Origin of the sequence: Halorubrum amylolyticum, from assembly GCF_004114995.1 — an archaeon.
Classification (GTDB): domain Archaea; phylum Halobacteriota; class Halobacteria; order Halobacteriales; family Haloferacaceae; genus Halorubrum; species Halorubrum amylolyticum.
The window spans coordinates 1-13,850 of record NZ_SDJP01000031.1 but is presented as its reverse complement, the minus strand read 5'-3'; the positions used below and the strand labels follow the sequence as shown (position 1 = coordinate 13,850).

The following is a 13,850-nucleotide window of genomic DNA, read 5'->3' as shown; positions in this document are numbered from 1 at the left end:
GATACAACGACTCTTATAATAAATTGAGTTTATTAACGAATACGTTGTAGATGTGGAATAAGTACTGTACTTCCAATTATTTGGAGTTATACGACGATATAAATTGTATTATAAAATAGTGAGTGGATCAGAAGAACGTGAACTCTCCCCCGTCGACGACGACCTCGTCGTCGAGTTCGAGCGTCGGTTCGGCCATCATCGCGTCGAAGTGAACGGGTGCGCGGGTGGTGCCGCCGAGGTTACTGCTGGTACCGATCCCAAAGTGGACATTGCCGTAGCGGCCGTGGTCGTTCGAGAACCAGCCGTTGAACTCAGGACACTCGGGATTCATGCCGACCGCGAGCTGGGCGATGTTGTAGACCGCCGGATCGTCGTGTTCCGCCCAAACGCGCTCGATCTTCTTCGCCTCCTTGCCTCCCTCGACCGAGGTGACTGCACCGTCTTCGATCTCCATCGTGACAGGGGACTCCAAGACGCCGATATCGAGATTGGGGATGGCGCCGTCGAAGACGACGGTCCCGTTCGTGGTTCCCTCTACGGGGGAGATGTTGGCCTCGATGTGGACGAGTGCCGTGAACTCCCCGGACTCGTGGGCGATCCCCGGATGGGCGTTGCCGTCGCGTCCCTCGAGGCCGACCGTCACGTCGGTCCCTTGCGGGGACGTGATCCTAGCCTCATCGGCTTCACCGAACTTTTTCGCCATTTCCTCACAGTGCGGCCGCATTCCTTCGTAGTCGGCGTAGAGGCCGCCTTGGACCAGCTGCTCGTCGGTGAACTTCACCATACTGATCACCCGTGCACCGGCCTCTTTGGCTTCGGCCGTCGCACTGGAGTGGGTGATAGAGCGGTGGACAGGTGTGATGATCACGTCCGCTTCGAGCATGGCCGCCGCGACCGACGGCTCTGGCTCGTTACCGTCGTACTCGCGTGGGTCCATCATCGTCATGGTGACGTTCGCATCGCGCTCGTTTGCGGCCGCAGCGATGCGCTCGGCGACGTCCGCAACCTCCCAATCCGAGACGACTAGAACGTCCTCGTCCGGCTGGATTCCCGCACAGGTATCGACGACGATGCTCGCGCCTTTCATTTCTTGGACAGAGTCCATACCTCGAATCAGTCTGCAAGTGCTTATAAAAGTGTGTCTCTCGGCGGAACCGACAGCGGCGCGTTCAGTCGTCGGCCTCCGCTCCCGCGGCTCGGTGCTTCAGCTTGTCGGCCGCCGGCTCGGCTGCGATTTTGCCGTAGACCACGACGTTGTTCAATCCCATGCCGCCGGGATCTTCGACGGTTTCCATTCCTCTCGGGGTTTCACAAATCAGTTTGCGACAATCCTGGGTAACTAATCACAACACTCCACTATGAAAATTCGGTCAATCAGTCGAATTCGGTCAATCTCCCGGTGTATACACATCATATCCAGAATAACACGCATATGTGAATTTTCCCGTTATTCGGGAAAACTAAGTAGTATAATCTCCACGGTTGAACTATGACCGATAACAGCGAAAACGACACGGTTTCGACGCTCGATACGGCGCTCTCGATCGTTCATGCTATCGAGTCCAATGGCGAAAGTACTCTGTCGGAAATTGCGACGGAACTAGAGATTTCCACGAGTACAGTACATCGCCATCTTAATACCCTCCGAAAGCACGGCTACCTCGTGCGTGAAGGGACAGAGTATAGGCTTGGAATGCGGTTTCTAACTCTAGGAGGACACGTTCAGACTAACAAACAAGTGTTCGACCTCGCAAAACAGAAAGTAGACCAACTCGCCGCAGAGACAGGCGAACGAGTCCAGTTCGTTGTCGAAGAGAACGGGCTCAGATATTACCTTTACACTCAATCTGGCGAGAACGCGGTACAGACAGACGCGAGTTTCGGGAAGAACGGTCCGCTTCATAAAAATGCGTCGAGCAAAGCCATCCTAGCAGAGCTTCCCAAGGAGCGGGTTGAAGAGATTATTGATGAGCACGGACTCTCAGCGTCGACGGAGCAGACAATTACCGACCGTGAGGAGCTGTTTGCAGAACTCGATACGATCCGGGAGTCGGGTATTGCGTTCAACAACGAGGAAGCGACGCCCGGACTGCGTGCAGTTGGTGCAGCCGTCTGTGACTCTGACGGGGTCCCAGTTGGTAGCTTGAGTATCTCCGGACCGGCACATCGATTTAAAGGAGATCTCTATCGCGAGGAGCTTCCCAATCTGGTCTTAGCCGCGACAAATGAGCTGGAACTGAAGCTAGCCTACGAGGTGGATTAAGCAAGTAGGACACATTCGAACGGGCTGTCAACGCTAAGCGCGTCGGGATCTGTTCCCGTTATACGGGAACCATTATGAGCAATCACAGAATATTCCGGTCATGCGAAATAGATGTTCCGTTTCGACTGGGGTCGATAATACTTCGAGTAGAGATACTGAGTATCTACACCTCTCCCGTCAGTTTTCGATCGGCGAAACCACGACAAACCGCTCTAGCGGAACTCCGCCGTCAATGATTTGACGGCTCAGGGCGTCGGTTCCGAGAACAGTTCCCGACCAGATGTTATACCAATGTGTGTGATCGAATCGCACCGATGTGTTTATGTATTCACCAACAATCGTTCCATTTGGTCATAATGTTAGACGTCGAAATGGCGGCGGCAGCACGTGGTATCGTCGAGGACTGTCTCGATGTCCAGCCCGACGAGGAGGTTCTCGTTATCGCGGACGCGAGAAAGGAACGAGTTGCCCGGAGCATTGCACGAGCTGCGGCGGGGGCGGACGCGGAGGCGATCACGACAACGATGCCGCTACTTGAGAGCCACGGCAACGAGCCTCCGGAGACAGTGGCGAAAGCGATGGCCGCCGCAGACGTGGCGTTCACCTGTACGAGCCACGCGATCACTCACACGAGGTCGCGGCTGGCGGCCGCCGAGGCCGGCACGCGGTTCGGCATTCTCCGGAGCGTCACCGAAGACATGATGGTCGAGGGCGCGATGAGCGTCGACTTCGAAATGCTTCGTCGGCGGACTGAGGCGGTCCGCGACGTACTCGATGCAGCCTCCGAGGCCCACGTCACGAGCGACAAGGGCACGGATATCTCCTTCAGTCTAGAGGGCTGTTCGGCGTTCTCCTTGGACGGCTACTTTCACGAAAACTACGGCTTCGCGACGCTCCCGCCGGGAGAGTCTCCCACCCATCCGGCGGAGGGGACCGCGAACGGCGAGATCGTCGTCGACGTCTCGATGGACAACCTCGGACAGGTCGACGAGCCGATCACCCTCGAAGTCGAGGACGGCTTTGTCACCGATGTTACTGGTGGTGACGACGCCGACGAACTGCGCCGGATCATCGACGAGAATGACGAGAACGCCGGCAACATCGCGGAGTTCGCGATCGGAACTAACCCGGAAGCAAAGCTCATTGGCAACCTCGCGGAGGACAAGAAGAAGGCGGGGACCGTCCACTTCGCAGTCGGCGACAACGAGTCGCTCGGTGGCACGCTCAAAAGCGATATTCACCTCGACGGTGTCGTCCGGACGCCGACGGTCCGACTCGACGGCGAGGTTGTCGTTGACGACGGCACGCTCGTCGAATCGCTTTTCGACTAAGCGACCGGATCGATCGACAAAGGAGTCGGTCGATCGAACCGATACGACCGGAAGGCGTTGCGGCGGAGGTTTTTGACGACGAAGAATGATGTGAACTCGATCGAGTTCTTGCGCTGACACCCTTGCTTCGCGGGAGCCCCGAGGTCGGGTGGTGGAGACGGCGTCGAGATCGTTCGACGCCCAGGCGGCGGTCCGTCTGTCTCCGGAGCCCGTTAGTCGAGGACGATCTGCGCGGGTCCAAGTGCGTCGTGGGCCTTCTTTTCGAGCGTAATGTCCACAGCGGTGCCGAACGACCCGAGTCCGGCAAGTTCGTGAGTGACGTACTCACCGATCGGGACCGCCCCGCTCGCGACGAACTCGCCCGCGAGCGTCCCCGTGTCGGTCCCCGGACCGAGATCGGCGACCCCCTTCCGAGGGTTCTCCCAGCGGATGGCCTTCGACCTGGCCGAGCGGGGCGTCATCTCGACGTCACCCGAGATGTGACCGACCTGCAGGACGGTCCCTCCCCGGCGAACCGCGCGGAAGGCCTGTGCGAGAGGGTCGTCACCGCTGGTTGCGTGCGACTGGGCGCCGCCGACCGCCTCAACGGCCACGTCCGCTCCCAACCCACCAGTCGCCTCGCGAACTGCGGCCACGGGATCGGTCTGGGTCGCGTCGATGGGAACCACGCCGTTGGCTGCAGCGATATCGAGCGGACGGTCGCGAATGTCTGTGACGTATACCGACTCGGCGCCGAACCGCTTTGCCAGCAGGGCACACTGGAACCCCATGACGCCGGCGCCGACGACGAGTACGTCGTCTCCCGGATCGATGTCGGCGTCGACCATACACAGCACAGAGCTTGCGAGCGGTTGGAGTGCTGCCCCCTCTGCGTCCGAGACACCTGCCGGAACCCGCCGGAGCGGCTCGACGGGGAGTCGGGCGTACTCTGCGAGAGTTCCCGGCCGATCGTAACCGATCGCTTCGGTGTTCGGGCAGTAGTTCTCGTGTCCCGACCGACAATACGGACACGCTCCACAGTGAATCTTACCGGGTGCGTACACGCGGTCACCCACTTGGTAGCTGTCGACCTCCGGACCGCATTCAGTGACGGTCCCGCAGAACTCGTGACCGAATAGCCGTGTGTAGGGGTTCCCCTCCCGAATTTGGCGTTTCACCGTATCGTAGTGGGCGACCGACTCCCCCCGATAAAGCAGGCACTCGGTCACGCTCAACTGGACTCGCGAGACATCTATCAGAACCTCTCCGGCGCTCGGCTCGGGGCGAGGGACGTTTGCCACGTCGAATGACTCGAACTCATTGATCACAACTGCGTCCATACTCCACTCTCAACGACCGTCCCAATATATCCTCTGACAGCGACAGTCAGGGACGAAACGTCTATGTCGGTTCATCATAGATAACCACAGGAGATGCAAATCGTTACCGACCAAGATGTTGTGGTTGTAGGCTGTGGAATTGCCGGGCTGAGCGCGGCGAACCGCGCGGTCGAACTGGGGCTTGACGTAACTGTCATCGAGAAATCACCGAAAGCGAAGCGGGGCGGGCACACGCGGTACAGCGAGTCGTTCCGAGTCGCGTCGTCCGATTCGGACTTGGAGGAGTACGGGTACGAGTACAATATAGATGATTACACACCTGACAACTTCTACGCGGACATTATGAAACAGACGAATGGGCGGGCAGACGAGGATCTAGCTCGAACCATCGTCGACAACATCGGCCCCACAGTCGACTGGCTGACCGAGCGCGGCGTGAAATGGGACATGGAACCGCTTAACGTAGGGTACACAGTCGCGAGAACGTTCTTCGACGGCGAAGAGCTCGTTGCAGACCTCGTCGAGTCTGCCGAGGAGGAAGGCGCAACGTTCGAGTACCGTACCGAGGCTCGCGAGATCCTGTTCGACAACGGGGTCGTCTCGGGTATCCGTGCACGAAGCGATGACGGCGATGTTGAGTACCACGCTGATGCCGTGGTCGTCGCCGCCGGCGGCTACGAGTCGAGCGAAGAGAAACGGACGCGGTACTACGGTTCGGACTACGACGCGATGAAGGTCCGTGGGAGCCGGTACAACACGGGAGAGGGAGTCGAGATGGTGCTCGATGCGGGTGCTCGGGCCGATGGCCAGTGGGGAGGCGCACACATGGCACTCATCGACAGCGAGTCACCTGAGTACGAGGGCGGCGCGAACCGGGTCGACGGTTACCAGTACGGCGTACTGTTGAACAACGACGGAGAGCGCTTCTTCGACGAGGGGGAGGACGCCCGTGCACACACCTACGCGAAGCTAGGTCGGATCATTTTCGAGGAGCCCGGTCACGAGGCGTTCATTCTCATCGACGACCCGCTCAAACAGCACATGCGCGCGACCGGTCCTGGCGACTGGGTCACTGGTGACACCGTTGAGGAGGTTCTCAAAGCGCTCGAGTGTGACGCTCCCGAAGAGGGTGCCTCGACCGTCGAGAAGTTCAACGCGGCGGCGGATCCCGGGGAGTTCGACCCCGACTCGCTCGACGGAAACCATACCGAGGGCCTTGACCTCGAGAAATCTAACTGGGCGCTCCCGCTAGATGAACCTCCGTATCACGGTTACCGAGTCACGGGCGGTATCACCTTCAGCTTCGGAGGTGCTGCGACCGACGACCGAGCCCGGGCACTCGACACGATCGGCCGCCCAATACCGGGTCTGTACGTCGCAGGGAACACGACAGGAGGGCTGTTCTTCGACAACTATCCAGGAGGAACCGGGCTCGCCAACGGGGCGGTATTCGGAAAGATCGCCGGCGAGGAGACCGCTGAGTATGTGGAGTTGGACAAATGAGTAACAGTTTGGTCGGGGACCAGCGGACGATCGACTGTGCCATCGTTCGCGGCGGTACGAGCAAGGGTGTGTTCATCCCACGGTCGAACCTGCCAGAGGAGAACCAAGACGAGGCGATCCTCTCACTTTTCGGTAGCCCAGATGACAGACAGATAGACGGACTCGGCGGTGCAACATCGACGACCTCGAAACTGATGATCGTCTCCCCGAGCGATCGCGAGGGAATCGATATCGATTACACGTTCGGGCAGGTGGCCGTCGAGGAGGCGGTCGTCGATTACGGTGGCAACTGTGGAAACCTCACCTGTGCGATCGGCTCTTTTGCCGTCGATGAAGGGATGATTTCTGCTGTCTCCGACGACGAGGAGGTGACTGTCGAGCTGTACAACACGAACACGGACTCAGAAATAACTCAGACAGTGCCGCTTGCCGACGGCCGTGCGGCGAGCGTTGGAGACTTTAAGATCCACGGTGTGCCGGGGACCGGCGCACGGATCGACACGACGTTTCACGATCCGGCCGGCGCGATGACGAACGGATTGTTCCCGCTTGGCGGCCCAACGATCGAGATCGATGTCGACGGGGAAACGATCGAGACAACTGTTCTGGATGTCACGACCCCGATCGCCTTCGTCCGCGCGGAGGACATCGGACTGACCGCCATCGAGGGCCGTGCGGAAATTGACGGGGACGAAAAACTGCTTGAACGGCTCGAACGGATTCGGGGAACGGTCGCGGTCGAACTCGGATTTGTCGACGACCCAGCTGACGCCGCGATCGAAACACCCGGCTACCCGAAACTCGCCTTCGTGGCTCCACCGACGGACTACACGACGCCTGAGGGCGGTGACGTCGCGGCCGAAGAGATTGACTTGGCGGCGAGGTATATGAGCATGGGGAAGCTCCACCCTGTGTACGCTGTCACTGGCGTTTCCTGTACAGCAGCCGCGGCGCAAATTCCCGGGACGATCCCCAACGAGGTTGTCTCGGATCCCGAGACGACTGTCACGTTGGGGCACCCGAAGGGAACGATGTCTGCAGCCGCTGAGGTCGACCGATCGGCTCCCGGGGTCGAGTCCGTGACCGTCTACAGGACCCAGCGTCGATTGATGGATGGAACGGGATACTACCGTTCAGACTGAACTCTTTCCCACCACTTGTCAAACACTTCTTGTGTCCGGCGCGAAGTGCGACTTGCGGGCGAGTCAAGGGTAACCGTCCCCTAAAGAATGAACTGATCACATCCCGCAATGCGGGACCATTATTACCCCTGTTCGTGTTTGTGTGGGTATGGAAAACAGATCAGACCGATCGCGGGTCAAAGCGGTCGAGACGACATTCGACATCGTTCAGTACCTCCATGAGGCTGGAAAGGCGGGTATTGACGAAGTGGCTAAGGGTGTCGGGATCGGGACGAGCACAGCGCATCGCCATCTCACCACGTTACACGAACGCGGGTACGTCGTTCGGGATGGAAACGGGTACGAATTGAGCCTCCGCTTCCTTACTCATGGGGGGCGGCGACGCGAGACGCTCCTCGCGAACGAGCTGATTCACAAGAAAGTCAGACAGTTGAGCGAGGAGACATCGGAACGCGTCCAGTTCATTACTGAGGAGCACGGCGAACGGGTGTACATGTACACCCACGCGGGGCCGGACGCGGTCAAGACGGATGCGACGATCGGTAAGCGCGGCCCTCTTCACGTGAGCGCGGCAGGAAAGGCAATCCTAGCGAATCTGCCAGCTGACCGCCGTGATGAGATACTTGATAAGGTTGTCACACCAGAAACGGCCGAGCGAGAGGCGCTCGATGAGGAACTCGAAATTATCAGAGATCGGGGGTACGCGTTCAACGATGAGGAGTCAACGTCCGGCCTCCGAGCGGTCGGCGTTCCGATCCGACACAAGGGCGACACAGTGCTCGGGGCCATCAGCGTGTCGGGACCAGCTAACCGCCTGACGGGCGATTACTTCCGCGAAGAACTCCCGAAGCTCTTGTTGGGCACTGTTAACGAGATCGAGTTGAACATCGAGTATTTGTAGGTCACCTTGCACCTAAACCGGAGTTATTCGACCCGCCTATTCGTGAAATTTCCCGGAGCGTGTCGATCTATCATTCACATTGATCCTTATACTATCCCACGTTACGGGAAATTGAAAATGGACTGATTTAGTAAACGGACCTCCTATTCGGGCAATTTCACACCTGTTAACCAATATTCAGCGGAAGTTGGAGGAGAAGGAACATGTGTCGAACGCTTCTCGTGTGCAATCTATCCCGCGATGAGGGATATAGATAAACACATACAAGAGAGAAACCCCAGAGGAATCGAATATCCGAATGACGCTTAAACAAAATCCACACCCTGTCGTGGCTCCGAAAGGGTTTGATCGGCCTGCTAACCCGAGAAGAAATTACAGACATACTACTGTAATGGGCAAGCACAGACATCCTGTGGTAATAGAAAATTACAATCGTACTACTGTAATGGAATGTAGATATCAAAATTCCCCGAGTTCAATGTGGCCCGACAAAACGAACGACATAGCAAGGTATACTATTAGATTCCAAATATGAATAAGCAGTCGAAAAATAGAGGGTTTTACTATATCATAATTCAAATTATACATAAGGCATCGTCTCGATCACCGTGGGTCCCGGCACAGAAGCAAGAAATTGTTCGACTGAGAGCCCGGACGAAATCACCCACGTTAGCTGCGAGATACAAGATTAGAGTCGTTGCATGGCTCGCATACCTCAATGAAGAACGCTCTGTCAATCGAGAAGTAGATACGTCCGAGAGCGGCACATTCTGACCGTCTCTATCAGTCTCACGATCGTGAGGAGCACACAGCTAATCGTTTGTCGTTGAATCATTCGTCTTTAGTTAAGACTCACACCTCGGTTGCGTAGCGGTAGCGAGCGTCTCTTGTAAGATCGGTCGTTGCTTGTGGATCTTCTGTGCGTCCTTGATCAGCCGCTCCAACAGCGGCGGTGGCGAATAACCGAGGTGCTCACCGAGGTCGTGGAGGATGAGCTGGGCGTGCGACCGGAAGGTCGCCGCCCAGCGCTCCGGTGGAAACACGAGCTCATCGTCAGCCTGCTCGGTGACCAGATCCAACAAATCACGGCTCACAAGCAGTGACAGCAGCGCTGCGTACAGTAAGATCTTCACCACGTGCTCGTTGCTCGTGTCGAACTCGTCCAGGTCGTACTGCGTCTTCAACTCACGGAACAGCAACTCAACTTCCCACCGACACCGGTAGATCTGCGCTAGGTCTGCCGGAAAGAACTCCTCTCTCGACAGATTCGTCACGTACAGATGGTAGTCGTCGGCGTCCTCGTTGCGGACGCCGACGACGCGGAACCGCTTCGTATCCAGCGAGCGCGTCCCCTCGTACGGCCCGCGCTTGAACTCGACTTCGACCTCCACATCGATGTACCTCCGGTCGAGATCATCGAGAACAGCTCGGAGCTGCTTGCCTTCTAAGGGAATGGCGCGCCCGCGCCATTCCCGTAACTCCTCCGTTATCACCGGATTCGCGTTCTGTTTCAGCCGGCTCACGAAGGAGCCGCCGTTCTCGTCGATCAACGCAAACCGGCGGTACTTGAAGTACGCCAAGTCGAACAACACGAGGCGGTTTTCAAGCCACGTGCCTGTCTTGAACAGCGTGCTGTCGTGTGTTTTCTCGTCGGTTACGTCGAGCCGTTCAATCGTCTGGTCAGTAGCATTGTGGAGCAGGTGGAGCTTCGCTCCAGCCTGCTCCTCGTGACGGGCTTCGTACTCATCGGAGAGAAACTCGTGTAACCGCAACACCGTTCCATCAGCGATCATCACGTCCTTGAACCGGTCGATATCAGCACCGACAGCGTCTGGGACTGCGACCTCGTCGAGACCTCGCTCGACGAGGTCACGGAGGTACTCCACGAGCGACGGTGTCAACCGCTGGTAGAAGCCGCCGGGAGAGATCGGCTCGTCAGCTGTCGAGTTGTAGCTGCGACGAAACCCTGCGAGTGTTCGGCGTTCGCCTGCGGCGAAGCCGAACACGAACGACCAGACGAAGGCGGGAATCTGGAGCTTGCGATCACGTTCGACCACGCCGAGTTCCTCGGCGTGCTCTTCGAGGAACTCAGATGGAAAAAGCGTAGTGAGCCGACGCATAATCCGAGATGAGGAGGTTTCGTGGTACACACTCGTTGCCTCCTCGTTCCTTCCGCAAACATACCTCGATACGCCGCCGCTGTCATGCGGTTCGTCTCCTAACTAAAGACGGATGGTCGTTGAATCAGGCAGGATATTGAGTGTCAACAACGGGATCTCGATATTTTTTGCGTGATGACCGTGACGTTACGTCTCGAGCTAGATCTGGATCGAAATACTGTCTGGAAGGGGTTCTAGAAGACAGATATAATAATTATGTTAAAAATTGAAATGTTTATTCATCATATCTATCGGGTTCAGTCGAACTTTGTGATGGTTACGGCTAATTGATAAATTAAACATATTTTTCTCCGGCTCTGTTGAAATCCTTATCGAGTGATGTGTTCTAACTTGGTTACAGTCAATACAGAGGAGTCACTAATCGCCTAGTACCACCGATTCGGACTCCTTCGAGGCCGCGTCTGGTTGACACCCTCCCCGCCCTTCAGGGCGGGGTTTTAGCCTTGTAACTTCCATAAACTCCCGAATAGGAGGCACACGTCAAATCTATCCGCCGAAGTTGTGACCAACCACTCCGCGACAGCGTTGACACTCTCTGGATGGTTCTCCTTGTTTCACACGTCCCCGGAGTCGACGTAGCGGCCCTCACCGCTAGCCTTAGATCTCTCAGAGTCGAGTCCTATTTGATCGAGGCCGTCAGATCACGGCGGACCGGATCAGCGTATAGTGATGAACTAATACGGGGTGAGCCTCTCTACCGCGTCACAGGCGCTTCAACGGTACCGATCGACTCGACGACCGCCCGTACCTCGTCGCCGGGCTCAATGTGCGCAGCACCGGGCGTCCCCGTGCTGAACAGGTCGCCCGGCTCCAGTGTCATCACGTCAGAGTGAAACGAGACGATTTCCGCCGGGGGAAACAGCATATTCCGGATCTCGTTTTCGGCCTGCACCTCGCCGTTGACCGCTGTCTGCACGGAGAGGGCGTCGAGGTCAAACGGCTCCTCCGGGATCGCGAGCGCAGCGCCGGGAACGAGGAAGGTGTCGTAGCTCTTCGCCCGCGTGAGGAACCGGGGGTTCCGCTGGAGCACGTCTTCGGCGGTCATGTCGATCACCGGGAGGAAGCCCGCCACCACGTCCTCGAACGCGGTCTCCGCAACGTTCCGGCACGTGCGTCCCATCACGACGGCCAGCTCCGCCTCGGCAGTCACTCGATTGCTCTGTGACTCCGGCGGCAGACAGATCGGTCCGCTCGGCCCCGTCAAGACCGACGGCGGCTTCATGAAGCTCGCCGGCTCGTCCGGTCGGTCCTCGTCGAGGTCTCCGGCGTGTTCCGCGTAGTTCAGCCCGATGCCCCAGAGCTTCCCAAACGATTCGAGCGGTGCCCCGAACGACAAATCTTTCGCTGGGACGGGTTCGGCGGGAGCGTCGGCGACATCGCCGAGCGTCCCAGCGGCAGCGCGCGGCAGCGCGTCGCGGACGCTCCTCAGATCGGGCTCGACGGCGTCAAGAGGGACGTACCCCTCACCGTCGCCGAGCAGCGGGTCGCCGGTCGCCGTGCGTGCGAGGTACTTCATCGCTCACTCCTCGCGGTCCGTCCAGAAGTCGAACGAGCGCCCGGGCGCGAACACGTCGAGCCCGACCGCGAGCCCGTCGCCGGTGTTCTCGACTCGGTGGGTCTCGTTGGACTTCAAGAGAACGGAATCGTTCTTCTGGAGCGTGACCGAGTCGTCCTCGGTGGCGACCGTGAGCTCACCCTCTAAGCAGAGACACACCTGTTCGTTCTCGTGATCGTGCATCGGCGAGCTATGGCCCGGCGGCTTCTCGAACCACTCGAAGGAGAACTGGTCGCTGCCCGCCATCGACACGCGCCGCCAGCCGTCCTCGGGCTCGTACGTCTCGGCGTCGTCGAACGCGACCGGCTTCATAGATTCGACCCCGTCGCGCCGCCATCGATCGGAAGCGCAGTGCCGTTGACGTAGCCGGACGTTGGCGACGAGAGAAACGCGACGGTGTTGCCGAGTTCCATCGGGTCGCCGATGCGTTCGAGCGGGTTCTGCGCCCAGTCGTCGAGCCCCTCCTCGTAGGAGTCGTACTCGCCGCGTTCGACGGCAGCCTCGACGAGGTCCCGGATCCGGCTCGTCTCGTGGGGGCCCGGCAATACGGCGTTCGCGCGGATCTCCGGGGCGAACTCCTTGGAGAGGGTCTTCTCCAGTCCGATGACGCTCATCCGGACGGAGTTCGAGAGCACGAGGCTGTCGATGGCCTCCTTGACGCTGCGGGAGGTGATGTTGACGATGGTGCCGCCGTCACCCTCCTTGAGGTACGGGTACGACTCCCGCGCCAGTCGGACGACACTCATTACGAGCAGGTCGTAGGCGTGCTGCCAGTCCTCGTCGTCGGTGTCGAGGAATGAACCCGAGGGCGGCCCGCCCGCGCTCGTCACGAGGTGGTCGATCGTGCCGAACTCGTCGACGGTCGCCTCCACGAGAGCCGCAACCTCGTCTGCGTCAGTCAGGTCCGCGGGCTGTGCGACGACTTCGCCCATCGCGACCGCTTCGACCTCCTCCTTGGCGGCAGTCAGTCGCTCTTCATCCCGTCCATTGATGACGACGTCGGCGCCCTCACGGGCCAGCGCCTTCGCCGATGCCTTTCCGAGTCCGCTGGACGATGCCGTGACGAGGGCCACGTTTCCATCGATCTGTAAATCCATGTACTACCCATCCAAAGTGCCGTGTGAAAACGTTTCCTTAGAGGCAACGGACGGAGTTCAGGCGAGCGATGCGACCGCTACGCATCGGGTTCCATCGATCCCGCCGATGGACACAGACCCCTGTAATCGGATCGTGTTCGGCGACAGCGCCGAGTGCAACGAAGGGAGCATCCCAACGTCGTTGACCTCGCACTCACGAACCGGACAGATTAGGTGCGAAAGTCCCACGAAGAGAGAAATATCGATTCTCATTCCAGTCGAATGGCAAGCGTATCAGTTACATTAATTGCTCTGTCGACAGTTCGGATTCCACATCGGATAATAGAGCAGTAGACGTAAAGCGTCTGGATGGCTGTGTTGAATCACCATACAGCAGCGGGGTAGGCCACTAAATCAAAGGAGTTGAAGCGGGAGAATGCGGTTGTCTATGACGCAAATCTCCCGCTTCATCGGGGAGGTTGTACCGGTTGCTCAAAGAGTTACTGGCGATGGAGGCGAATCCGCCGCCCCGGACGGTGGCGGCGGATTCGCCGACTATGCACTCGTTTCGCTTCACTGT

Annotated in this window: 12 protein-coding genes and 2 pseudogenes; 6 read left to right on the top strand and 8 right to left on the bottom strand. The window is 58.5% G+C overall.

The window, feature by feature from the left end; translation table 11 throughout:
- Nucleotides 1–127: 127 nt before the first annotated feature.
- Nucleotides 128–1,105, bottom strand: coding sequence for an aminopeptidase (locus tag ESO89_RS15555; RefSeq protein WP_128906365.1), 978 nt, complete (start codon nucleotides 1,103–1,105; stop codon nucleotides 128–130).
- Between the two features lie 64 nt (nucleotides 1,106–1,169).
- Nucleotides 1,170–1,295: a hypothetical protein gene (locus ESO89_RS19240; protein WP_277750278.1), complete on the bottom strand. Its 126-nt coding sequence runs from the start codon at nucleotides 1,293–1,295 to the stop codon at nucleotides 1,170–1,172.
- Between the two features lie 194 nt (nucleotides 1,296–1,489).
- Here ESO89_RS19240 and ESO89_RS15550 point away from each other — a divergent pair, with 194 nt between their 5' ends.
- Entirely contained in the window at nucleotides 1,490–2,263 is a 774-nt protein-coding gene (locus tag ESO89_RS15550) for an IclR family transcriptional regulator (protein ID WP_128906364.1), read from the top strand.
- A gap of 356 nt (nucleotides 2,264–2,619) precedes the next feature.
- The gene (locus ESO89_RS15545; RefSeq protein ID WP_164932819.1) at nucleotides 2,620–3,594 is read left to right on the top strand and encodes an aminopeptidase; all 975 of its coding nucleotides are present in this window, start codon (nucleotides 2,620–2,622) and stop codon (nucleotides 3,592–3,594) included.
- Between the two features lie 212 nt (nucleotides 3,595–3,806).
- Here the strand turns inward: ESO89_RS15545 and ESO89_RS19080 are convergent, their stop codons facing one another.
- Both ESO89_RS19080 and ESO89_RS19075 read right to left on the bottom strand, forming a co-directional pair.
- Entirely contained in the window at nucleotides 3,807–4,421 is a 615-nt protein-coding gene (locus ESO89_RS19080) for a zinc-binding dehydrogenase (RefSeq protein WP_241686264.1), read from the bottom strand.
- A 72-nt stretch (nucleotides 4,422–4,493) separates the two neighbouring features.
- Nucleotides 4,494–4,913, bottom strand: a pseudogene (locus tag ESO89_RS19075) (alcohol dehydrogenase catalytic domain-containing protein); the annotation flags it as partial.
- A gap of 93 nt (nucleotides 4,914–5,006) precedes the next feature.
- Between ESO89_RS19075 and tcuA the strand changes: the two are divergent.
- From tcuA to ESO89_RS15525, 3 genes are all read left to right on the top strand, one after another.
- The gene (gene tcuA / locus ESO89_RS15535) at nucleotides 5,007–6,416 is read left to right on the top strand and encodes an FAD-dependent tricarballylate dehydrogenase TcuA (protein ID WP_128906361.1); all 1,410 of its coding nucleotides are present in this window, start codon (nucleotides 5,007–5,009) and stop codon (nucleotides 6,414–6,416) included.
- Nucleotides 6,413–7,558, top strand: coding sequence for a 2-methylaconitate cis-trans isomerase PrpF family protein (locus ESO89_RS15530; protein WP_128906360.1), 1,146 nt, complete (start codon nucleotides 6,413–6,415; stop codon nucleotides 7,556–7,558). Before tcuA ends, ESO89_RS15530 begins: the two co-directional genes overlap by 4 nt.
- Before the next feature lie 148 nt (nucleotides 7,559–7,706).
- Nucleotides 7,707–8,459, top strand: a complete 753-nt coding sequence (locus tag ESO89_RS15525; protein WP_128906359.1) for an IclR family transcriptional regulator — start codon at nucleotides 7,707–7,709, stop codon at nucleotides 8,457–8,459.
- Between the two features lie 845 nt (nucleotides 8,460–9,304).
- Here the strand turns inward: ESO89_RS15525 and ESO89_RS15520 are convergent.
- From ESO89_RS15520 to ESO89_RS15505, 4 genes are all read right to left on the bottom strand, one after another.
- Nucleotides 9,305–10,579: an IS4 family transposase gene (locus ESO89_RS15520; protein WP_050033929.1), complete on the bottom strand. Its 1,275-nt coding sequence runs from the start codon at nucleotides 10,577–10,579 to the stop codon at nucleotides 9,305–9,307.
- 754 nt (nucleotides 10,580–11,333) lie between these two features.
- The gene (locus tag ESO89_RS15515; RefSeq protein WP_128906358.1) at nucleotides 11,334–12,155 is read right to left on the bottom strand and encodes a fumarylacetoacetate hydrolase family protein; all 822 of its coding nucleotides are present in this window, start codon (nucleotides 12,153–12,155) and stop codon (nucleotides 11,334–11,336) included.
- Nucleotides 12,156–12,158: 3 nt separating this feature from the next.
- Nucleotides 12,159–12,506, bottom strand: coding sequence for a cupin domain-containing protein (locus tag ESO89_RS15510; protein WP_128906357.1), 348 nt, complete (start codon nucleotides 12,504–12,506; stop codon nucleotides 12,159–12,161).
- Nucleotides 12,503–13,291 carry an SDR family oxidoreductase gene (locus ESO89_RS15505; RefSeq protein ID WP_128906356.1) on the bottom strand — a complete coding sequence of 263 codons (789 nt, stop codon included), beginning with the start codon at nucleotides 13,289–13,291 and terminating at the stop codon, nucleotides 12,503–12,505. The genes ESO89_RS15510 and ESO89_RS15505 overlap by 4 nt, the downstream gene beginning before the upstream one ends.
- 427 nt (nucleotides 13,292–13,718) lie before the next feature.
- Between ESO89_RS15505 and ESO89_RS15500 the strand changes: the two are divergent.
- Nucleotides 13,719–13,850: pseudogene (locus tag ESO89_RS15500) on the top strand (IS5/IS1182 family transposase); the annotation flags it as partial.

Coding starts and splice junctions, on each gene's coding strand:
- ESO89_RS15555 (WP_128906365.1), bottom strand. CDS start 1,105: ATGGACTCTGTCCAAGAAATGAAAGGCGCGAGCATCGTCGTCGATACC.
- ESO89_RS19240 (WP_277750278.1), bottom strand. CDS start 1,295: ATGGAAACCGTCGAAGATCCCGGCGGCATGGGATTGAACAACGTCGTG.
- ESO89_RS15550 (WP_128906364.1), top strand. CDS start 1,490: ATGACCGATAACAGCGAAAACGACACGGTTTCGACGCTCGATACGGCG.
- ESO89_RS15545 (WP_164932819.1), top strand. CDS start 2,620: ATGTTAGACGTCGAAATGGCGGCGGCAGCACGTGGTATCGTCGAGGAC.
- ESO89_RS19080 (WP_241686264.1), bottom strand. CDS start 4,421: ATGGTCGACGCCGACATCGATCCGGGAGACGACGTACTCGTCGTCGGC.
- tcuA (WP_128906361.1), top strand. CDS start 5,007: ATGCAAATCGTTACCGACCAAGATGTTGTGGTTGTAGGCTGTGGAATT.
- ESO89_RS15530 (WP_128906360.1), top strand. CDS start 6,413: ATGAGTAACAGTTTGGTCGGGGACCAGCGGACGATCGACTGTGCCATC.
- ESO89_RS15525 (WP_128906359.1), top strand. CDS start 7,707: ATGGAAAACAGATCAGACCGATCGCGGGTCAAAGCGGTCGAGACGACA.
- ESO89_RS15520 (WP_050033929.1), bottom strand. CDS start 10,579: ATGCGTCGGCTCACTACGCTTTTTCCATCTGAGTTCCTCGAAGAGCAC.
- ESO89_RS15515 (WP_128906358.1), bottom strand. CDS start 12,155: ATGAAGTACCTCGCACGCACGGCGACCGGCGACCCGCTGCTCGGCGAC.
- ESO89_RS15510 (WP_128906357.1), bottom strand. CDS start 12,506: ATGAAGCCGGTCGCGTTCGACGACGCCGAGACGTACGAGCCCGAGGAC.
- ESO89_RS15505 (WP_128906356.1), bottom strand. CDS start 13,291: ATGGATTTACAGATCGATGGAAACGTGGCCCTCGTCACGGCATCGTCC.